The organism is Micromonospora sp. CNZ295 (assembly GCF_004217535.1).
Map to the genome: position 1 here is coordinate 30,641 of NZ_SHKZ01000001.1, position 18,388 is coordinate 49,028.

20 protein-coding genes are annotated in these 18,388 nt (G+C 70.8%); 4 read left to right on the plus strand and 16 right to left on the minus strand.

What is annotated here, in order from left to right:
- Nucleotides 1–28: 28 nt before the first annotated feature.
- Nucleotides 29–2,035 carry a protein meaA gene (locus EV376_RS00115; protein ID WP_130320129.1) on the minus strand — a complete coding sequence of 669 codons (2,007 nt, stop codon included), beginning with the start codon at nucleotides 2,033–2,035 and terminating at the stop codon, nucleotides 29–31.
- A 151-nt stretch (nucleotides 2,036–2,186) separates the two neighbouring features.
- On the opposite strand from EV376_RS00115, the gene EV376_RS00120 reads away from it, so the two are divergent.
- Both EV376_RS00120 and EV376_RS00125 read left to right on the plus strand, forming a co-directional pair.
- On the plus strand, nucleotides 2,187–3,035 hold the full coding sequence (locus EV376_RS00120) for an ABC transporter ATP-binding protein (RefSeq protein WP_130320130.1): 849 nt from the start codon (nucleotides 2,187–2,189) through the stop codon (nucleotides 3,033–3,035).
- A complete protein-coding gene (locus EV376_RS00125; protein ID WP_130320131.1) occupies nucleotides 3,032–3,877 on the plus strand; it encodes an ABC transporter permease in 846 nt (281 codons plus the stop codon). The genes EV376_RS00120 and EV376_RS00125 overlap by 4 nt, the downstream gene beginning before the upstream one ends.
- Before the next feature lie 89 nt (nucleotides 3,878–3,966).
- Here the strand turns inward: EV376_RS00125 and EV376_RS00130 are convergent, their stop codons facing one another.
- Nucleotides 3,967–4,815 (minus strand): 3-hydroxyacyl-CoA dehydrogenase family protein, encoded by an 849-nt coding sequence (locus EV376_RS00130; protein ID WP_130320132.1) that lies wholly within the window; start codon nucleotides 4,813–4,815, stop codon nucleotides 3,967–3,969.
- A 76-nt stretch (nucleotides 4,816–4,891) separates the two neighbouring features.
- Nucleotides 4,892–6,328: a UDP-N-acetylglucosamine 1-carboxyvinyltransferase gene (gene murA / locus EV376_RS00135; protein ID WP_130320133.1), complete on the minus strand. Its 1,437-nt coding sequence runs from the start codon at nucleotides 6,326–6,328 to the stop codon at nucleotides 4,892–4,894.
- Here murA and EV376_RS00140 point away from each other — a divergent pair.
- Together EV376_RS00140 and EV376_RS00145 are read left to right on the plus strand one after the other, a co-directional pair.
- A complete protein-coding gene (locus tag EV376_RS00140; protein WP_130320134.1) occupies nucleotides 6,327–6,899 on the plus strand; it encodes a cob(I)yrinic acid a,c-diamide adenosyltransferase in 573 nt (190 codons plus the stop codon). The genes murA and EV376_RS00140 overlap by 2 nt on opposite strands.
- Nucleotides 6,875–7,327: a VOC family protein gene (locus EV376_RS00145; protein WP_130320135.1), complete on the plus strand. Its 453-nt coding sequence runs from the start codon at nucleotides 6,875–6,877 to the stop codon at nucleotides 7,325–7,327. The genes EV376_RS00140 and EV376_RS00145 overlap by 25 nt, the downstream gene beginning before the upstream one ends.
- 52 nt (nucleotides 7,328–7,379) lie before the next feature.
- Here the strand turns inward: EV376_RS00145 and EV376_RS00150 are convergent, their stop codons facing one another.
- The 13 genes from EV376_RS00150 to EV376_RS00210 all read right to left on the minus strand — a co-directional run bounded on the left by EV376_RS00150 (nucleotide 7,380) and on the right by EV376_RS00210 (nucleotide 18,386).
- A complete protein-coding gene (locus tag EV376_RS00150; RefSeq protein WP_130320136.1) occupies nucleotides 7,380–7,835 on the minus strand; it encodes a DUF2550 domain-containing protein in 456 nt (151 codons plus the stop codon).
- Nucleotides 7,836–7,847: 12 nt separating this feature from the next.
- Entirely contained in the window at nucleotides 7,848–8,132 is a 285-nt protein-coding gene (locus EV376_RS00155; RefSeq protein WP_130320137.1) for a F0F1 ATP synthase subunit epsilon, read from the minus strand.
- A gap of 120 nt (nucleotides 8,133–8,252) precedes the next feature.
- On the minus strand, nucleotides 8,253–9,401 hold the full coding sequence (locus EV376_RS00160; protein ID WP_130320138.1) for an LCP family protein: 1,149 nt from the start codon (nucleotides 9,399–9,401) through the stop codon (nucleotides 8,253–8,255).
- A 245-nt stretch (nucleotides 9,402–9,646) separates the two neighbouring features.
- A complete protein-coding gene (gene atpD, locus EV376_RS00165; RefSeq protein ID WP_130320139.1) occupies nucleotides 9,647–11,086 on the minus strand; it encodes a F0F1 ATP synthase subunit beta in 1,440 nt (479 codons plus the stop codon).
- On the minus strand, nucleotides 11,086–12,015 hold the full coding sequence (locus EV376_RS00170; RefSeq protein ID WP_130320140.1) for a F0F1 ATP synthase subunit gamma: 930 nt from the start codon (nucleotides 12,013–12,015) through the stop codon (nucleotides 11,086–11,088). The genes atpD and EV376_RS00170 overlap by 1 nt, the downstream gene beginning before the upstream one ends.
- A 3-nt stretch (nucleotides 12,016–12,018) precedes the next feature.
- Nucleotides 12,019–13,671, minus strand: a complete 1,653-nt coding sequence (atpA, locus tag EV376_RS00175; RefSeq protein WP_130320141.1) for a F0F1 ATP synthase subunit alpha — start codon at nucleotides 13,669–13,671, stop codon at nucleotides 12,019–12,021.
- 94 nt (nucleotides 13,672–13,765) lie between these two features.
- Nucleotides 13,766–14,587, minus strand: coding sequence for a F0F1 ATP synthase subunit delta (locus EV376_RS00180; protein WP_130320142.1), 822 nt, complete (start codon nucleotides 14,585–14,587; stop codon nucleotides 13,766–13,768).
- Nucleotides 14,587–15,126: a F0F1 ATP synthase subunit B gene (locus tag EV376_RS00185; RefSeq protein ID WP_130320143.1), complete on the minus strand. Its 540-nt coding sequence runs from the start codon at nucleotides 15,124–15,126 to the stop codon at nucleotides 14,587–14,589. The genes EV376_RS00180 and EV376_RS00185 overlap by 1 nt, the downstream gene beginning before the upstream one ends.
- A gap of 28 nt (nucleotides 15,127–15,154) precedes the next feature.
- A complete protein-coding gene (locus EV376_RS00190) occupies nucleotides 15,155–15,382 on the minus strand; it encodes an ATP synthase F0 subunit C (protein ID WP_130320144.1) in 228 nt (75 codons plus the stop codon).
- Between the two features lie 65 nt (nucleotides 15,383–15,447).
- Nucleotides 15,448–16,245 carry a F0F1 ATP synthase subunit A gene (gene atpB, locus EV376_RS00195; protein WP_130320145.1) on the minus strand — a complete coding sequence of 266 codons (798 nt, stop codon included), beginning with the start codon at nucleotides 16,243–16,245 and terminating at the stop codon, nucleotides 15,448–15,450.
- 12 nt (nucleotides 16,246–16,257) lie between these two features.
- Nucleotides 16,258–16,494 carry an AtpZ/AtpI family protein gene (locus EV376_RS00200; RefSeq protein ID WP_130320146.1) on the minus strand — a complete coding sequence of 79 codons (237 nt, stop codon included), beginning with the start codon at nucleotides 16,492–16,494 and terminating at the stop codon, nucleotides 16,258–16,260.
- A 178-nt stretch (nucleotides 16,495–16,672) separates the two neighbouring features.
- Nucleotides 16,673–17,107 (minus strand): hypothetical protein, encoded by a 435-nt coding sequence (locus EV376_RS00205; protein WP_207227984.1) that lies wholly within the window; start codon nucleotides 17,105–17,107, stop codon nucleotides 16,673–16,675.
- Nucleotides 17,100–18,386: a serine hydroxymethyltransferase gene (locus EV376_RS00210; protein ID WP_207228474.1), complete on the minus strand. Its 1,287-nt coding sequence runs from the start codon at nucleotides 18,384–18,386 to the stop codon at nucleotides 17,100–17,102. The genes EV376_RS00205 and EV376_RS00210 overlap by 8 nt, the downstream gene beginning before the upstream one ends.
- Nucleotides 18,387–18,388: the final 2 nt, after the last annotated feature.

Genomic DNA, 18,388 nt, shown 5'->3' on the forward strand with positions numbered 1-18,388 from the left:
AAGGGGAACGGCGAGCGGCCCCTTCCGGTCAGCTCAGGCCGTTGGCGTCGCGGACCACGGTGACCAGTTCGTCGATGATGCCGGTCAGCGCGAAGTCCTTCGGGGTGAAGACCCGGGCGACGCCGGCCTCCCGGAGCGCCCGGGCGTCCACGGCCGGGATGATGCCGCCGACCACGACCGGCAGGTCTCCCCGGCCGGCGGCGCGCAGGCCGTCCAGCACCGCCGGCACCGCGGCGAGGTGCGAACCGGAGAGCACGGACAGGCCGACCAGGTCGACGTCCTCCTCGACGGCGGCGGCCACGATCTGCCCGGCGGTCAGCCGGATGCCCTGGTAGACGACCTCGAAGCCGGCGTCACGCGCGCGTACCGCGATCTGCTCGGCACCGTTGGAGTGTCCGTCCAGGCCGGGCTTGCCGACGAGCAGTCGCAGCCGGCCGCTGCCCAGTTCGCGGGCGGTGGCGGCGACCCGCTCCCGCACGGCGGCCAACGTCGCGTCCCCGCCGGCCCCGGCGGCGCCGGCGAGACCGGTGGGCGCCCGGTACTCGCCGAACACCTGTCGCAGCGCGCCCGCCCACTCGCCGGTGGTGACCCCGGCCCGCACACACTCCAGGGTCGCCGCGATCAGGTTCGTGGTGGTCGCGGCGTCCGCGCGGAGCCGGGCGAGTGCGGCGTCCACGGCCGCGCCGTCCCGGCCGGCCCGCCACTCGCGTACGCCGGCGGCGGCGGCCACCTCGACCGCCGGGTCGACCTGCTCGATGGCCTCGGCGCCGGCCGCGGTCAGCGGGGACGGCTCGGTCTCGGTGAACCGGTTGACGCCGACCACGACGTCGGTGCCGGCCTCCATCCGGCGGCGCCGTTCGGCCAGCGAGGCGACCAGGGCGCTCTTGAGGTAGCCGGTCTCGACGGCCGCGACCACGCCACCCATCTCCAGCACCTTCTCCAGCTCGACCCGCGCCCCGGTGACGATGTCGTCGACCAGCGCGGTCATCACGTGCGAGCCCTCGAACAGGTCCGGGTACTCCAGCAGATCCGACTCGTACGCGAGGACCTGCTGCATGCGCAGCGACCACTGCTGGTCCCAGGGGCGGGGCAGGCCGAGCGCCTCGTTCCAGGCGGGGAGTTGCACGGCACGGGCCCGGGCGTCCCGGGAGAGGGTGACGCCGAGCATCTCCAGCACGATGCGCTGGACGTTGTTCTCCGGCTGCGCCTCGGTCAGGCCGAGCGAGTTGACCTGGACGCCATACCGGAAGCGGCGCTGCTTCGGGTCGGCCACGCCGTACCGGTCGCGGGTGATCTCGTCCCAGAGCGCGCCGAACGCGCGCATCTTGGCGATCTCCTCGACGAAACGCACGCCGGCGTTGACGAAGAAGCTGATCCGCTGCGCCACGTCGCCCATCCGGTCGGCGGGCACCTGGCCGGAGTCGCGCACGGCGTCGAGCACCGCGACGGCGGTGGCCAGCGCGAAGCCGACCTCCTGCACCGGGGTCGCGCCGGCCTCCTGGAGGTGGTACGAGCAGATGTTGACCGGGTTCCACTTGGGCATCTCGCGCAGCGTGTACGCGATGACGTCGGCGGTCAGCCGCAGCGACGCCGCCGGCGGGAAGATGTACGTCCCGCGCGACAGGTACTCCTTGATGATGTCGTTCTGGGTGGTGCCGGCGCACCGGTGCAGCTCGGCACCCTGCTCGGCGGCGACGGTGCCGTACAGGCCGAGCAGCCACATCGCCGGGGCGTTGATGGTCATCGAGGTGTTCATCTCGGCCAGCGGGATGCCCTCGAACAGCGCCCGCATGTCGCCGAGGTGCGCCACCGGCACGCCCACCCGGCCGACCTCACCGGCGGCCAGCTCGTGGTCGGGGTCGTACCCGGTCTGGGTGGGCAGGTCGAAGGCGACGGAGAGCCCGGTCTGCCCCTTCGCCAGGTTGCGGCGGAACAGCGCGTTGGTCGCGGCGGCCGAACTGTGCCCGGCGTAGGTGCGCATCACCCACGGGCGGTCCCGCTCGGGCAACCGGCCTGGGAGTGCCTTCTCGTCCATGGCGGGAGTTTAAGTTACCGCTAAGTAGATCGGGTTGTGGAAAACCACACAGGTCCATGTCGCGGACAGCGCGGACGCAAGCGCGCGGTGTGTCCGCGATCGCCACACCCCGGACGTCACCCGGCCGTGACCAGGCAGCACACTTGACGGCATGGATGACGAGCTCGCGATCTCCGTACGGGGGCTGCGCAAGGCGTACGGCGAGACCGTGGCGGTGGCCGGGGTGGACCTCGACGTCCGGCGGGGCGAGGTGTTCGCCCTGCTGGGCCCGAACGGCGCCGGGAAGACCACCACGGTGGAGATCCTGGAGGGCTACCGGCGGCGGGACGCCGGCGAGGTGTTCGTGCTCGGCAGCGACCCGGCGAGCCCGGCGGGTGACTGGCGCTCCCGGGTCGGCATCGTCCTGCAGGGCACCGGCGAGTTCGATGAGCTGACCGTCGCCGAGGTGGTGCGCCACTTCGCCGGCTTCTATCCCGAGGCGGACGACCCGGACAAGGTGATCGCCCGGGTCGGCCTGGCCGGCAAGGCACGCGCCCGCACGCACACCCTCTCCGGCGGGCAGAAGCGCCGCCTGGACGTCGCGCTCGGCATCATCGGCCGGCCCGAACTGCTCTTCCTGGACGAGCCGACCACCGGCTTCGACCCGGAGGCACGCCGCGAGTTCTGGGAGCTGATCCGCGACCTGGCGGCCGCCGGCACGACGATCGTGCTGACCACGCACTACCTCGACGAGGCGGAGACCCTCGCCGACCGGGTCGGCGTGATCGCCGGCGGACGGCTGGTCGAGGTGGCCGTACCCGATCGGTTGGGCAACCGGCAGGAGGCCCTCGCGACGGTCTCCTGGCGTACGCCGGATGGGGCCGCGGAGAGCGCGGAGAGCGCGACGCCGACGGCGCTGGTGGCGGAGCTGGCCGCGCGCTTCGGCGGCGAGGTCCCCGGCCTGACGGTGACGCGGCCGACCCTGGAGGACGTCTACCTGAGGATGATCGGACAGCGATGACCACGACGTTGAAGCCCACCACGCCGGCCGCCGACGCCCCGCCGCGGCGGCCCGGCCCGCTCGCCCTCGGGCTGCGGCAGGGCCGGCTGGAGATCACTCAGTTCCTGCGCAGCCGGGAGTCCGTCGTCTTCACGATGGGCTTCCCGGTCATCATGATCCTGATCTTCGCCGCCATCTTCGACGGCGAGATCGCACCGGGCGTGAGCTACCCGCAGTACTTCATCACCGGCATGATCGCCGCCGGCCTGATGACGGTGAGCTTCCAGAACCTCGGCATCTGGATCCCGATCGAGCGGGACCGGGGGGTGCTGAAGCGCTACCGGGGCACGCCGATGCCGAAGTGGGTGTACTTCGCCGGCAAGGTGATCATGGTGGTGGTCATCGGCGTCGCGGAGACCGCGCTGCTGCTCGCCGTCTCGGTCGCCCTGTTCGACCTGGAACTGCCCGGCACCGCCGCCAAGTGGCTGACCTTCGGCTGGGTTTCCACCCTGGGCATCACCGCCTGCACGCTGTGCGGCATCGCGATCTCGTCGCTGGCGCGGACGGCGCGCAGCGGCTCGGCGGTGGTCACCCCGGTGGCGCTGGTCCTGCAGTTCATCTCCGGGGTGTTCTTCGTCTTCACCCAGCTGCCCAGCTGGATGCAGCAGGTGGCGGCGCTCTTCCCGCTCAAGTGGATGTGCCAGGGGCTGCGCTCGGTGTTCCTGCCGGACACGTTCGGCGCCCAGGAGCCGGGCGGCTCGTTCGAGCTGGGCCGGGTCGCCCTGGTCCTGGCCGCCTGGTGCGTGATCGGCCTGCTGCTCTGCCTCGGCACGTTTCGCTGGACCACGAAGCGGGACGGCTGAGGTGCGCGGAAGGGCCTCGTTCAGCGCCGTCGGTAGCGGAGGGAGCCCTTGTTGACAGCGAGTGTCAACAAGGGGCCCCTCCTTCCACCTCAGTACGCGTAGAAGCCCTGGCCGGTCTTGCGGCCCAGGTCCCCGGCGGTGGCCATCCGCTGGAGCAGCTCCGGCGGGAAGAACTTCTCGTCGGCGGTGTCCGTGTAGATGTTCCGCGTGGCGTTGAGCAGCACGTCCACGCCGGTCAGGTCGACCGTGGCCAGCGGACCCATGGCGTGGCCGAAGCCGAGCTTGCAGGCGGTGTCGAGGTCCTCGGCGGAGATCACGCCGGACTCCACCAGCTTGATCGCCTCCATCGCCAGCGCGCAGATCAGCCGGGTGGTCACGAAGCCGGCGATGTCCCGGTTGACCACCACCACGGTCTTCCCGACGCCCTCGGCGAACGCCTTCGCCGTGGCGAGGGTCTCCGCACTGGTCTTGTAGCCACGGACCAGCTCGCAGAGCTTCATCATCGGCACCGGCGAGAAGAAGTGCGTGCCGACGACCGACTCCGGCCGCTCGGTCGCGGTGGCGATCTGGGTGACCGGGATGGCCGACGTGTTGGTGGCGAGCACCGCGTCGGCCTTGCAGATCTTGTCCAGCGCCCGGAAGACCTCGTGCTTGATCTCGATCTTCTCGAAGACCGCCTCGACCACGATGTCCGCGTCGGCGGCCGCCTCCAGGTCGGTGGTGGGGGTGATCCGGCCGAGCGCCGCCTCGACGTCGGACGCCTCGAGGACGCCCTTCGACGCGAACTTCTCCAGCGACTTCCGGATGCCGTCCACGCCGCGCCGGGTGGCCGCGTCGTCCACGTCCCGCAGCGTCACCTGCCAGCCCGCCTGCGCCGCCACCTGGGCGATGCCCGAGCCCATCAGCCCGGCCCCGACGACCGCCAGTCGACCCGCCATCTGCTCACTCCCTCGCCTGATTGGGTGCCTACCCGACAGACCCTAGTCGGCGAGCCTGAACGACTGCTAAGGGCGGTCAGATCACCAGGTCCGGCTCCTCGGGCGCGGTGCCGCGGTCGACCTCCACACCCAGGGCCCGCAGGTCCGCCACGAAGTCCGGGTAGCCCCGGTCGACGTGGTGCACGTGCGAGACCTCCGTGACGCCGTCGGCGCAGAGGCCGGCGATGATCAGGCCGGCGCCCGCCCGGATGTCGGTCGCCCGGACCGGCGCGCCGGAGAGGCGGTGCCGGCCGCGTACCACGGCGTGGTGCCCGTCGGTCTTGATGTCCGCTCCCAGGCGCATCATCTCGTTGGCGAACATGAACCGGCCGTCGAAGATGTTCTCGGTGATCAGGGAGGCGCCGTCGCTGACCGCGGCGAGCCCGATCGCCATCGGCAGCAGGTCGGTGGCGAAGCCGGGGTACGGCAGCGTGACCACGTCCACGGCGCGCGGGCGGTCGGCCATCCGGATCCGGAAGGCGTCCTGGCGGGTCTCCACCAGCCCGCCCGCGGACACCAGCTTGTCCAGGGCCACTTCGAGGAAGGCCGGAGGCACCCCGGTCACGGTCACGTCCCCACGGGTCATCGCCGCGCCGAAGGCCCAGGTCCCGGCGACGATCCGGTCGCCCACCGTGGCGTGCCGCACCGGGCGCAGCCCGGGGACCCCCACGATGGTCAGCGTCGAGGTACCGGCCCCGTCGATGCGGGCGCCCATCTGGTTGAGCATCGTGCAGATGTCGACGATCTCGGGTTCCCGGGCGGCGTTGTCGATGACCGTCGTGCCCTCGGCGAGCACCGCCGCCATCACCAGGTTCTCGGTGGCGCCGACACTCGGGAAGTCCAGCACGATGTCGGCGCCGCGCAGGCCGTCCGGGGCCGAGGCGATCACGAAGCCGTGCTCGCCGGAGATCTCGGCACCCATCCGGGTCAGCCCGGACACGTGCATGTCCAGCCCGCGCGAGCCGATCGCGTCGCCACCCGGGTGCGCGACGCGGACGCCGCCGCGGCGGGCCAGCAGCGGGCCGAGCACGCAGATCGACGCGCGCAGGCGGCGGACCAGGTCGTAGTCCGCCTCGGTCCCGGGCACGTCCGGTACGTCGATGACCACCGACCGGGACCGGGCGACACCGCCGTGCGCCACCATCGGGTCCACCGGGTCGTCCGCGTCGAACCGGACCCCGCAACCGAGCCGGCGCAGTACCTCCCCCATGATCGCGATGTCGGTGATCCGCGGGACGTTGGTGATGACGCTACGGCCGGGCGCGAGCAGCGCCGCGGCCATGAGTTTCAGGGCCGAGTTCTTGGCGCCCACCACGTGCACGGTCCCGGCCAGCCGGGCGCCGCCGCGGACCCGGATGACGTCGACGTCGCAGGCCGCCGGATCCGCCGCGGTCCCGGGCCCCACGCCGGCCGGCCAGCCCGACTCCGGCCGCGCCGGGATGGTCAGTTCCGGTATCCGTAGGCTGTGCGTCATGGCCGTCCACCTCACGCGCATCTACACCAAGGCCGGCGATGCCGGCACGACCAGGCTGAGCAACAACGAGCAGGTGCCGAAGACCGATCCGCGCATCGCCGCGTACGCCGACGTCGACGAGTGCAACGCCGCGATCGGCGTCGCACTCGCTCTCGGACAGCTCGACGAGGAGTTGCGGACGGTCCTCGGGTCGATCCAGAACGACATGTTCGACGTGGGTGCCGACCTGTCCACCCCGGTCGAGCCGAACCCGAAGTACCCGCCGCTGCGCGTCACCGAGGAGTACGTCGAGCGCCTCGAGGGCTGGTGCGACGAGTACAACGCACGCCTGAGCAAGCTCGACTCCTTCATCCTCCCCGGCGGCACCGCTGGCGCGGCGCTGCTGCACGTGGCGCGGACGACCGCCCGGCGCGCCGAGCGCACGGCATGGGCCCTGGTCGCGCACGATCCCGACCGGACCAGCCCTCTCCCGGCAAAGTATCTCAACCGGCTCTCCGATCTGCTCTTCATCCTGGCAAGAACGGCAAATCCGGACGGCGATGTGCTATGGGTGCCGGGCGGCAACCGCTGACCCCGCAACCGTCTGATCCGTCGGCTCCCCGCGCCGGCGCGCTGCATCACGTCGAGGTGTGGGTACCCGACCTGGCGGCAGCCATCCGCAGTTGGGGCTGGCTCCTTGGCGAACTGGGCTGGCTGCCGTTCCAGGAGTGGCCGGCCGGCCGCTCCTGGCGGCTCGGCCCCACCTACCTGGTGTTGGAGTGCTCCCCGGCGCTCTCCGGGCAGGTCCACGACCGCCGCTCCCCCGGCCTCAACCACCTGGCCTTCCACGCCGGCCCGCCGGCCGCCGTCGACCGGTTGGTCGCGGCCGCGCCGGCGCACGGCTGGTCACTGCTGTTTCCGGACCGCCATCCCCACGCCGGCGGCCCGGAAACCTACGCCGCCTACCTCGCCGACAACCAGGGGTACGAAGTCGAACTCGTCGCCTCGGCAAACCGGTGACGACAGGAGACAGAAGGCATGGTGACGCGCTGAAGCCGCACCCAGGACGGACTCAGGCAGCGGGCCAGTCCTGGGAGGCCAGACGCGGCGAGACCGCCCCCGGAGGGGCGGCCTCGAGCCAGGAGAGGAACCCGGTTACGGTGGAGCGCGCCATGGCGATCTCGACCGGGGCATGGTGACTGGTACAGCGGAGGATGACCCAGTCGGCGGGCATCGCGAGCCGCTCCTGCCCCTCGGGCAGCCGCCGTCGCTCGACGGCCAGCCCCTTGCGGGAGAGAACCCGCTTGGGGCGGAGGGCGAAGCTGAACATCCGGTACCACCGGAGCTCGTCGCCGACGAACCGGCCGAAGCCGGGGGCCCAGCCTCGACCGTCGAGCATCGTGGAGGTCCGGACGCTGAGCCGGATGATGCCCCCGCTGCGGGCGACCAGCGCCCGCCGGACGAAGAGGATCAGGAGCGCGCCGAGGATGACGGCGACGCCGATTCCGATCCCTTCGACGATCTCCATCTCGGGCGAAGCTCAGCGGCCCTGCGCGGCGGAGACCGGGGTGGCGCTCTCGGCCAGGACGGTGACGCCCGCATCGCTCACCGAGAGGAAGCCGCCGGCCACCTCGTAGGAGATCTGCTCACCGCCGGCCAGCTTGATGCGGACCTGGCCGGGCTCGGCGAGCTGGCCGAGCAGGGGCGCGTGCCCCGGCAGCACACCCAGCTCACCCTCGGTCGTCCGGGCGACGACCATCTCGGCCTCGCCGGACCAGACCTTCTCCTCGACGGCTACGAGCTCGACGTGAAGCTGCTGTGCCACGCTGTCTCCTTGCTGCGGCGGCGGGATGCCGAAAGTCTAGTCTCGCCACCTGCTGGCCCGTAACGCGGGTGGCGAGACCTACGCCACTCGGGCCCGTCCCGGCCGGGAACGGGTGGGCGGTCAGCCCGCCTCGTTCTGGAACTTGGGGTGCTCCAGCAGGAACGCGTCGAGCTGCTCGGCCTGCAGCGCGTCGAAGAAGTCCTGCACGGCCGGCTCGAAGCGCTCGCCCCGGTACTTCCCGCCCTCGATGATGCCGCCACCCGGCAGTTTGATCATCTGGATGTTGTTCGGGCGGAGGTTCTTCAACGCGAGGGCGAAGTCGACCACGCTGTGCCCCCGACCGTTGAAGACCAGCGACTGACCGGCGGCCCGGAGCACCCGGTCCAGCTTGATCGGGTTGGTCACCACGTCGGCGCTGAACGCCTGGCCCGCCATCGCCTTGACGAACTGCTGCTGGTGGCGCTGCCGGCCGTAGTCGCCGTCCGGCACGCCGTTCTTCGGGTAGCGCTGGCGGACGTAGTCCAGCGCCTGCCAGCCCTCCAGGTGCTGCTTGCCCTTCGGGTAGACCGCCTGCGGGCCGACGTACCCCCCGCCTCCGGGCCTGGGCTCACGGTGGGTGCCGTCCGGGCGGCGGTGCTCCGAGCGCACCTCGCGCTCGATGTTCATCGTGACGCCGCCCATCGCGTCGACGATCTTGACGAAGCCACTGAAGTTGATGATCGCGCCGGCGTCGAACCGTTCGATTCCGGTCACCTGCTGGACCGTCTTCGCGAGCAGTTCGAAGCCCTGTGCCGCGCTGGGGTTCTGGCCGTTCTTGCGGCTGCCGTACGACATCGCCGCGTTCAGCTTGTCCCGACCGCCGTTGTAGCCGCCCTTCTCGAAGCGGGGGATCTCGACGTAGAGGTCACGCGGCAGGGAGAACAGGTACGCCCGGTCGAGGCTCTCCGGTACGTGCAGCACCATGATCGAGTCGGCCAGCGGCGGCTGCTCCGGCCTTCGGGGGTCGATGCCGACCAGCAGGATGTTGAGCGGACCCTTGATGTCGCTCTTGCGTTCCTTTGCGCCGGCCGCCTGGTCGCCGAAGAGGTCCGCCTTGCCCACCGCGCCCTCGTAGCGGGCCATCAGGGCCTCGGTGCCCACCAGCACCGCGCCGCTGAGGAGCATCAGTACAGCACCGAAGACCGTGCAGACCTGGGCCCACCGCGGTACGCCCGCCCACACGGACGGCTTCTTCGTCCCGCGGCCCTTTCCGGCCTTACCCACGATCATCTCCGTTCGTCACGCCCACGATCAGGAGACGGGCGCACGCAGCCGAATGGTTGCACGATTCCGCGCGCATGCTCGGACGCGCGCGCATGAACGGTACCTCGCACCCGGCATGATCGCCGACTGCCGGAAACGGACAGCGACGATCACGGGACGGAGAAGAAACGGGAGGCCGCCCCGAGATCACTCGGAACGGCCTCCCGGGTCGCCGACGGGTGGTGCCCGGCGGCGGTCGCCAGCGGCGGGGCTCAGCCCTGCGCCATCAGCTCCTTGGCCTTGCGCTCCAGGTCCTCAAGACCGCCGCACATGAAGAAGGCCTGCTCGGGGAAGTGGTCGTACTCGCCCTCGCTGATCTTCTTGAACGCCTCGATGGTCTCCTTGATCGGGACCGTCGAGCCCGGCACGCCGGTGAACTGCTCGGCGGCGTAGGTGTTCTGCGACAGGAAGCGCTCGATCCGGCGGGCCCGGCCGACGGTGAGCTTGTCCTCCTCGGAGAGCTCCTCGATACCGAGGATGGCGATGATGTCCTGCAGGTCCTTGTAGCGCTGCAGGATCCGCTTGACCTCGGTGGCCACCGCGAAGTGCTCCTCGCCGACGAACTCCGGCGCGAGGATCCGGGACGAGGACGCCAGCGGGTCCACCGCCGGGTAGATGCCCTTGTCGGAGATCGACCGCTCCAGGTTGGTGGTCGCGTCCAGGTGGGCGAACGTGGTGGCCGGCGCCGGGTCGGTGTAGTCGTCGGCGGGCACGTAGATCGCCTGCATCGAGGTGATGGCCTGACCCCGGACGGAGGTGATCCGCTCCTGCAGCTCGCCCATCTCGTCGGCCAGGGTCGGCTGGTAACCCACGGCGCTCGGCATACGGCCGAGCAGCGTGGACACCTCGGAACCGGCCTGGGTGAAGCGGAAGATGTTGTCGATGAAGAGCAGCACCTCCTGCTTCTGCACGTCGCGGAAGTACTCCGCCATGGTCAGGGCGGAGAGGGCGACCCGCAGCCGGGTGCCCGGCGGCTCGTCCATCTGGCCGTAGACCAGCGCGGTCTTGTCGATGACGCCGGACTCGGTCATCTCGGCGATGAGGTCGTTGCCCTCGCGGGTGCGCTCACCCACGCCGGCGAAGACCGAGGTACCACCGAAGTTGCGGGCGACCCGGGTGATCATCTCCTGGATGAGCACCGTCTTGCCCACACCGGCGCCGCCGAACAGGCCGATCTTGCCGCCCTTCACGTACGGGGCGAGCAGGTCGATGACCTTGATGCCGGTCTCCAGCATCTCGGTCTTCGGCTCCAGGTCCGCGAAGGCCGGGGCCTTGCGGTGGATCTGCCAGTGGTCGTCCGGGTTGAGCGTCTCGCCCTCGCGGAGGTTGAGGACCTCGCCGATCGCGTTGAAGACGTGGCCCTTGACCGCGTCGCCCACCGGCACCTTGATCGGCGAGCCGGAGTCGCGTACCTCGGCGCCACGCACCAGACCGTCGGTCGGCTGCATCGAGATGGCGCGGACCACGTTGTCACCCAGGTGCTGGGCGACCTCGAGGGTCAGCGTCTTCTCGCCGCCGGACAGCGTCACGTCCACGTGCAGGGCGTTGAACAGTTCCGGCATGGCGTCGCGCGGGAACTCGGCGTCGACGACCGGGCCGATGACCCGGACCACGCGACCGGTGGCCGTCTTGGTCTCTACTGGGGCAGTCATCACACTTCACTTCCCGACGCGGCCAGCGCGTTCGCGCCGCCGACGATCTCACTGATCTCCTGGGTGATCCCGGCCTGGCGGGCCGAGTTCATCTCGCGCGTGTACTTCTCGATCATCTCTTCGGCGTTGTCGGTGGCGCTCTTCATCGCCCGCCGCCGGGCCGCCGACTCGCTCGCCGCCGACTCGATCAACGCCGCGTAGATCCGCGTGTTGATGTACTTCGGCAGCAGCGCGTCGAGCAGCGCCTCCGCCTCCGGCTCGAACTCGTACGCCGGGAGCAGGCCCTCGGACCGTGGCCGGTCCTCGACCTCCATCGGCCCGATGATCTTCGCGACCGGGGTCTGGGTCATCAGGGACTTGAACTCGGTGTAGACGATGTGCAGCTCGTCGATGCCGAGCACCCCGTCGGGCCCGGGGGCGCCGTCGACGTCGTCCGCGCCGGCCGAGAACGCCTTGATCAGCGTCTGGCCCACCTCGCGGGCGTCGGCGAAGGTCGGCTGCTCCGAGAACCCGGTCCAGTTCGCCTCGATCGGCCGGTTGCGGAACCGGTAGTACTGGACGCCCTTGCGGCCGATGACGTAGAGCACGGGCTCCTTGCCGTCGGCGCGCAGCCGGGCGATCAGCGACTCCGCGGTCTTGATGGCGTTGGTGCTGTAGCCACCGGCCAGGCCCCGGTCGCTGGTGACCAGGAGGACACCGGCCCGCCGCACCCGCTCACGCGGGGTGAGCAGCGGGTGGTCGATCCGCGCGTTGGACGCCAGCGCCGTGAGCACCCCGGTGATGGCCCGGGCGTACGGCAGCGACGCCTCCACCCGGGCCTGGGCCTTGGCGATGCGGCTCGTCGCGACGAGCTCCATCGCCTTGGTGATCTTCTTCATCGACTTCGCCGCGCGGATCCGTTGGCGAAGTACGCGTACCTGGGCGGCCATCGGTCAGCTCTCGGCCGGACGGTCGGTGGTGCCGTCGCGGAACCGGGTCACCGTCTCGCGGTTCTCCTCGCCCTCCAGCGGCTTCGCCTCGGGGTCGTTGACCCGCCGCTCCTCCTCCTTGCCAAGGAAGAGCTTCTTGAAATCGGTGATCGCCGCGTCGAGGGAGCCGACGATCTCGTCGTCCCACTTGTTGTCCGCGATCCCCGCCAGGACGCCCTCGTGCTTGTGGCGCAGGTACTGGAGGAACTCGGACTCGAAGCGCCGGACCTCGCCGACCGGGATGTCGTCCAGCTTGCCCTCGGTGCCGGCCCAGACCGAGACGACCTGCTCCTGCACCGGGTACGGCGAGTAGTTCGGCTGCTTCAGCAGCTCGACCAGGCGGGAGCCGCGCTCCAGCTGGGCCCGGGAGGCCTTGTCCAGGTCGGAGGCGAAGGCGGCGAACGCCTCCAGCTCGCGGTACTGGGCGAGGTTGAGCCGCAGCGAACCGGCGACCTTCTTCATCGGCTTCACCTGCGCGGCGCCACCGACCCGGGAGACCGAGGTGCCGACGTTGATGGCCGGCCGGACGCCCTGGTTGAACAGGTCGGTCTCGAGGAAGATCTGGCCGTCGGTGATCGAGATGACGTTGGTCGGGATGAACGCCGAGATGTCGTTCGCCTTGGTCTCGATGATCGGCAGACCGGTCATCGAGCCGCCGCCCATCTCGTCGGAGAGCTTCGCGCAGCGCTCCAGCAGCCGGGAGTGCAGGTAGAAGACGTCACCCGGGTACGCCTCCCGGCCCGGCGGGCGGCGCAGCAGCAGCGACACGGCCCGGTACGCCTCGGCCTGCTTGCTCAGGTCGTCGAAGACGATCAGGACGTGCTTGCCGCCGTACATCCAGTGCTGCCCGATGGACGAACCGGTGTACGGGGCGAGGTACTTGAAGCCGGCCGGGTCGGAGGCCGGGGAGGCGACGATGGTGGTGTACTCCATCGCGCCCGACTCCTCCAGGAGGCCCTTGATCGAGGCGATCGTGGAGGCCTTCTGGCCGACGGCGACGTAGATGCAGCGGACCTGCTTCTTCGGGTCGCCGGAGCGCCAGTTGTCGCGCTGGTTGAGGATCGTGTCCAGGGCGATGGTGGTCTTGCCGGTCTTGCGGTCACCGATGATCAGCTGACGCTGACCGCGGCCGATCGGCGTCATGGCGTCAACGGCCTTGATGCCGGTCTGCATCGGCTCGGACACGGACTGCCGGGCCATCACGTTCGGGGCCTGGAGCTCCAGCTCGCGGTAGCCCTCGGTCGGGATGTCGCCGAGGCCGTCGATCGGCTGGCCGAGCGCGTTGACCACGCGGCCGAGGAAGGCGTCGCCGACCGGCACGGAGAGCACCCGGCCGGTGCGCTTGACGCGCTGCCCCTCCTCGATCCCGGCGAAGTCGCCGAGGACGACGACACCGATCTCCCGGACGTCGAGGTTCAGCGCCACGCCGAGCGTGCCGTCCTCGAACTCCAGGAGCTCGTTGGTCATGGTCGAGGGCAGGCCCTCGACGTGGGCGATGCCGTCGCCGGCGTCGGCGACGGTGCCGACCTCCTCACGGGAGACGTCGGACGAGATGGCGGAGACGTAGCGCTCGAGGGCGCCGCGGATCTCCTCCGTCGAGATGGTCAGCTCGGCCATCCTCTGCTTCCTTAAGTTTCAGGGGCCCGGGATACCTAGTACCGACCGGTCCGAATGGCGTCTAGTCAGGGCGCGCTGGCGCGGCGGCGCCGGCTCAGCGCTTCGCGAGCGCGTTGCGGGTCTCGTTGAGGCGGCGCAGAACGGTGCCGTCGTACAGGTCGGAGCCGACCCGGACGCTGACGCCGCCGAGGACCTCGGGGTCCACCGTCTGCTTGACGGAGACCTCCCGACCGTATATCGCGGAGAGGGTCGCGCCCAGCCGGCGCTCCTCCTCCTCACTCAACGGGGCCGCGACGGTCACGTACGCCACCTGCCGGTCGCGCCGGTCGGCGGCGAGCTCGACCAGCCGGGTGAGCGCCCCGACGAAGGAGCGTCCCCCGAACCCGCCCAGCGCCACCTCCACGAGGCGGACGGTGACCGGGCGGGCCTTGCCGGCGAGCAGCTCACGGGTGAGCACGGCCCGCTGGGCGGGCGGGGCCATCGGGTCGGACAGCGCGTTGGACAGCGCCGACTGACCGGCCACGACCTGACCGAAGCGGAACAGCTCGTCCTCGACCTCGCCGAGGTCCCCCGCCTTGTCGGCGGCGGCCAGCAGCGCCTCCACGCCGATCCGCTCGGCCCCTTCGAGGAGTTCCGACGGGGCCGACCAGCGGCCGGAGACCAGGACGGTCAGCAGGTCGAGCGCGTCCGCGCCGACCTTGCCGCCGAGGATCCCGGTGAGCAGGCCGGCACGGTCCTCGCCCGAGCGGGCCGGGTCGGAGAGCGCCCGGCGCAGCCGCGGCTCCCGGCGCAGCAGGTCGGCGACGGAGAGGAGCTCGTCGGCGGTGGCGGCCACCACCGACGGCTCCGCGCCACGGACGTACGCGTCGAGGCGGTCCGCCGCGACCTTGTACGACTCCCGGCTGGCGGCCTGCATCAGCGGGCCCCCGCGCTCTCGAGACCGCTCAGGAACCGGTCGACGGTGCCCTTGCGACGCGCCTCGTCGGCGAGCGACTCACCGACGATCTTGCTGGCCAGGTCAACCGCCAGCGCGCCGACCTCGGTGCGCAGCTCGCGCACGATGGTGGCCCGCTCGGCGGAGAGCTGCTCCCGGCCGGCCGCGATGATCCGGTCGGACTCCTCCCGCGCCTTGGCGAGGATGTCCTGGCGGATGCCCTCCGCGTCGGCCCGGGCGTCGTCCCGGATCTTGGCGGCGTCGGTCCGCGCCTCGGCGAGCTGCGCCCGGTACTGCTCGAGGAGCTGGTTCGCCTCGGCCTGCGCGGCCTCGGCACGCTTGATGCCACCCTCGATCGCGTCGACCCGCGCCTGGAACGTCTGCTCCATCCGCGGGAAGACGAACTTCATCAGCACGAAGGCGAGCACGGCGAAGGCGATGCCACCGACCACGATCTCCTGCCAGATCGGGACGATCGGGTTGTGGCCGCCTTCACCACCTTCTGCGGCGAGGAAGTACATGGGAAACCTCCCGGTCGAAGGGCGGGGGTCAGCCAGCCCAGATGAAGCCGAAGGCGATGCCGAACAGCGCGAGCGCCTCGATGACGGCGAAGCCGATCCAGACGTACGGCAGGGTCATCCGCGACGACTCCGGCTGGCGGGCGGTCGACTGGATGTAGGCGGCGAAGACCAGGCCGACGCCGATACCCGGGCCGATGGCGGCGAGGCCGTAGCCGATGGCGGCGGTGCTGCCCTCTACCGCGGCGACGATGTCCATTAGTGGGTTCCTCCTGGTTATCACGCGTGACGGTCACGCGGGACGACAACGGTTGGTGCGGTGGATCAGTGTTCGTCGGCGAGCGCGCCCTGCACGTAGCTGGCGCTCAGCACGGTGAAGACGTAGGCCTGCAGGACGATGACCAGCGCTTCGAGGAGCGTCAGCGCCACGGTCATCACCCAGGACAGCACCGAGACCGGCGCCAGCAGGACGTTGGCGTTGAGCATCGTGAAGCCGCCGAGCGTGAAGACCAGCAGGAGCATGTGGCCGGCGAACATGTTCGCGAAGAGACGCACGGCCAGCGAGAACGGCCGGATGATGAAGGTCGAGAACGCCTCGATCGGCACCAGCAGCGGCAGGATGTACCAGGGCGCCGGCGGAATGAGCGAGTTCTTGAAGAACTTCCCCGCGCCGTGGTGCCGGATGCCGGCGTAGATGAAGAGCACGTAGCTGATCACCGCGAGGAACGCCGGGAAGGCGATGTGCGAGTTCGGCGAGACCTGGAACAGCGGCACGATCGCGAAGAAGTTGGTCAGCAGGATGAAGCAGAACAGCGTGGTGAAGTACGGAGCGAACCGCACCCCCGCGTGCCCGATCATGTCGACCGCGATGTTGTTGCGCACGAAGCCGTAGACCGACTCGGCGACCCACTGCTTCTTCGTGGGCACCAGCTGCGGCTTCCGGTAGCTGGCCAGGAAGAAGATGATCAGCACGCCGACGGCGAGCCAGACCATCAGGGTGATCTTGGTGAACCAGTAGGAGTTCGCCGCACCCCAGGGCACGATGCTGGGCAGGTAGAAATCCTCCACGCTGGGAGGGAATGCTGCCTCGCCCTGTGCCAGGACGTTCGCCGTTCCGAACACCCGCGTCCCTTCCTAAGTAGGCGTGCCGAGCTTGCGGATGACCAGGATGACGCCCCCGGCCATGCCGAGCACGATCCCGATCCCGGTGGCGACGCCACCGGTGTCGAGCCACCGGTCGACCAGCCAGCCGATGAAGCCCCACACGCCCATGCCCGCGATCAGGTAGGAGAGCGCGGTCCAACCCTGGCCGGCACCGGACGGAACATCGTCCGGGCCGCCGCTGGGTCGGGGGGTTTGGTCACCAGCCATGACGGGGCGAACGATATCAGCCGGGAATACGAGGCTGTGCCTCACCCCCCGCACAACCGGCGTTGTGTGGGCGTCGGGCGGCCAGCGTCGTCTGTGGGCACGCTACTCCCGTTCCGCCACCGAGAGAATGACCCATGCCGGACACATTTCGCCGGCGTCCGAGCTGTGGGACGGGCAGCTAACCCGACCGGCGCGCGTGGACCCTGGTCAACCACCAGAAGTGCGCGCCGGTCCACACCACCACGCCGGCGGCGATGCCGAGGCAGAGCGGGACCAGCCCGGCCCAGCCGGTCGCGGCCACGCTGACCATCACCACGCCGAGCAGGGTGAACTTGGCGGCGTACAGGCCGAGGCCGAACGGGAGCACCAGCTGCGGGTTGACGCTGTCGGCCCACGCCAGCACGACGGTGGTCAGGGTGTAACTGGCGACCGTCACGGCGACCCCGAGCGCCGCGCCGAGCGCCGCCTCGGCACCGCCGGCCAGCGCGCCGACCACCGCGGCCGCCGCCGCGAGCAGACCGCTGGCCGCGAGCAGCACCGGCAGGTGCCGCAGGCGCCACCGCCGGTCGCCGGCCGTCCGCGCCGCCGGCTCGCGCACCTCCGGCTCAGCCACGGGGGTACGCCGGGAACTGGGCGACCAGCTCGGTCACCTCGGTGGCCACCCGGGCCAGCTCGGCCGCCCCGCCCGGTGCCTCCGGATCGGTGCGGACCGCCCGGGCGATCAGGCCGGCGATGCGGCGCATCTCCGCCTCGCCCATGCCCCGGGTGGTGACGCTGGGCGTGCCCACCCGGATGCCGGAGCCGACCATCGGCTTCTGCGGGTCGTACGGGATGGCGTTCTTGTTGAGCGTGATGCCGGCGGCGTCGCACCGCACCTCGGCCTCGGCGCCGGTCACGCCCAGCTCGCGCAGGTCGAGCAGGGCGAGGTGGGTGTCGGTGCCACCGGAGACCGGGCGCATCCCCTCGTCGGCCAGCCCGGCGGCGAGCACCTGCGCGTTGGCGACCACCTGCGCGGCGTACTCCCGGAAGGCGGGCTGCGCGGCCTCGCGCAGCGCGACCGCCTTGGCCGCGACGGCGTGCATCAGCGGCCCGCCCTGGGTGAACGGGAAGACCGCCTTGTCGATGCGCTGGGCCAGCGACTCCCGGCAGAGGATCAGGCCGCCGCGCGGGCCGCGCAGCACCTTGTGGGTGGTGAAGCAGACGACATCGGCGTGCGGCACCGGCGAGGGGATGACCCCACCGGCGACCAGGCCGATGAAGTGCGCGGCGTCGACCATGAGGTACGCGTCGACCTCGTCGGCGATCGCCCGGAAGCGCGCGAAGTCGATCAGGCGGGGATACGCCGTCGCGCCACAGATGATCATCTTCGGCCGGTGGGCGAGGGCCAGGTCCCGCACCTCGTCGTAGTCGATCAGCTCGGTGTCCCGCCGCACCGGGTAGCCGACGGTGGCGAACCACTTGCCGGAGAAGTTAACCCGGCTGCCGTGGGTGAGGTGACCGCCGTGCGGCAGGTCCATCGCCAGCACCGTGTCGCCGGGCTGGACCAGGGCGGCGTACGCGGCCAGGTTCGCGCTCGCGCCGGAGTGCGGCTGGACGTTGGCGTGCTCGGCGCCGAACAGCTCCTTCGCCCGGGCGATCGCGAGCTCCTCGGCGCGGTCCACCTCGGCGCAGCCGCCGTAGTAGCGCCGGCCCGGGTAGCCCTCGGCGTACTTGTTGGTGAGCGTCGAGCCGAGCGCCGCGAGGACGGCCGGCGAGGTCAGATTCTCACTGGCGATCAACTGGAGACCGTCCCGCAGCCGGGTCAGCTCGCCGAGGACCACGCCGGCGATCTCCGGGTCGGTCGCCCGTAACCGGTCGAAGTCCGGTCCCCAGAAGGTCGGCGTCGTCTCGATGT

Coding starts and splice junctions, on each gene's coding strand:
- EV376_RS00115 (WP_130320129.1), bottom strand. CDS start 2,035: ATGGACGAGAAGGCACTCCCAGGCCGGTTGCCCGAGCGGGACCGCCCG.
- EV376_RS00120 (WP_130320130.1), top strand. CDS start 2,187: ATGGATGACGAGCTCGCGATCTCCGTACGGGGGCTGCGCAAGGCGTAC.
- EV376_RS00125 (WP_130320131.1), top strand. CDS start 3,032: ATGACCACGACGTTGAAGCCCACCACGCCGGCCGCCGACGCCCCGCCG.
- EV376_RS00130 (WP_130320132.1), bottom strand. CDS start 4,815: ATGGCGGGTCGACTGGCGGTCGTCGGGGCCGGGCTGATGGGCTCGGGC.
- EV376_RS00140 (WP_130320134.1), top strand. CDS start 6,327: ATGGCCGTCCACCTCACGCGCATCTACACCAAGGCCGGCGATGCCGGC.
- murA (WP_130320133.1), bottom strand. CDS start 6,328: ATGACGCACAGCCTACGGATACCGGAACTGACCATCCCGGCGCGGCCG.
- EV376_RS00145 (WP_130320135.1), top strand. CDS start 6,875: ATGGGTGCCGGGCGGCAACCGCTGACCCCGCAACCGTCTGATCCGTCG.
- EV376_RS00150 (WP_130320136.1), bottom strand. CDS start 7,835: ATGGAGATCGTCGAAGGGATCGGAATCGGCGTCGCCGTCATCCTCGGC.
- EV376_RS00160 (WP_130320138.1), bottom strand. CDS start 9,401: ATGATCGTGGGTAAGGCCGGAAAGGGCCGCGGGACGAAGAAGCCGTCC.
- atpD (WP_130320139.1), bottom strand. CDS start 11,086: ATGACTGCCCCAGTAGAGACCAAGACGGCCACCGGTCGCGTGGTCCGG.
- EV376_RS00170 (WP_130320140.1), bottom strand. CDS start 12,015: ATGGCCGCCCAGGTACGCGTACTTCGCCAACGGATCCGCGCGGCGAAG.
- atpA (WP_130320141.1), bottom strand. CDS start 13,671: ATGGCCGAGCTGACCATCTCGACGGAGGAGATCCGCGGCGCCCTCGAG.
- EV376_RS00180 (WP_130320142.1), bottom strand. CDS start 14,587: ATGCAGGCCGCCAGCCGGGAGTCGTACAAGGTCGCGGCGGACCGCCTC.
- EV376_RS00185 (WP_130320143.1), bottom strand. CDS start 15,126: ATGTACTTCCTCGCCGCAGAAGGTGGTGAAGGCGGCCACAACCCGATC.
- EV376_RS00190 (WP_130320144.1), bottom strand. CDS start 15,382: ATGGACATCGTCGCCGCGGTAGAGGGCAGCACCGCCGCCATCGGCTAC.
- EV376_RS00200 (WP_130320146.1), bottom strand. CDS start 16,494: ATGGCTGGTGACCAAACCCCCCGACCCAGCGGCGGCCCGGACGATGTT.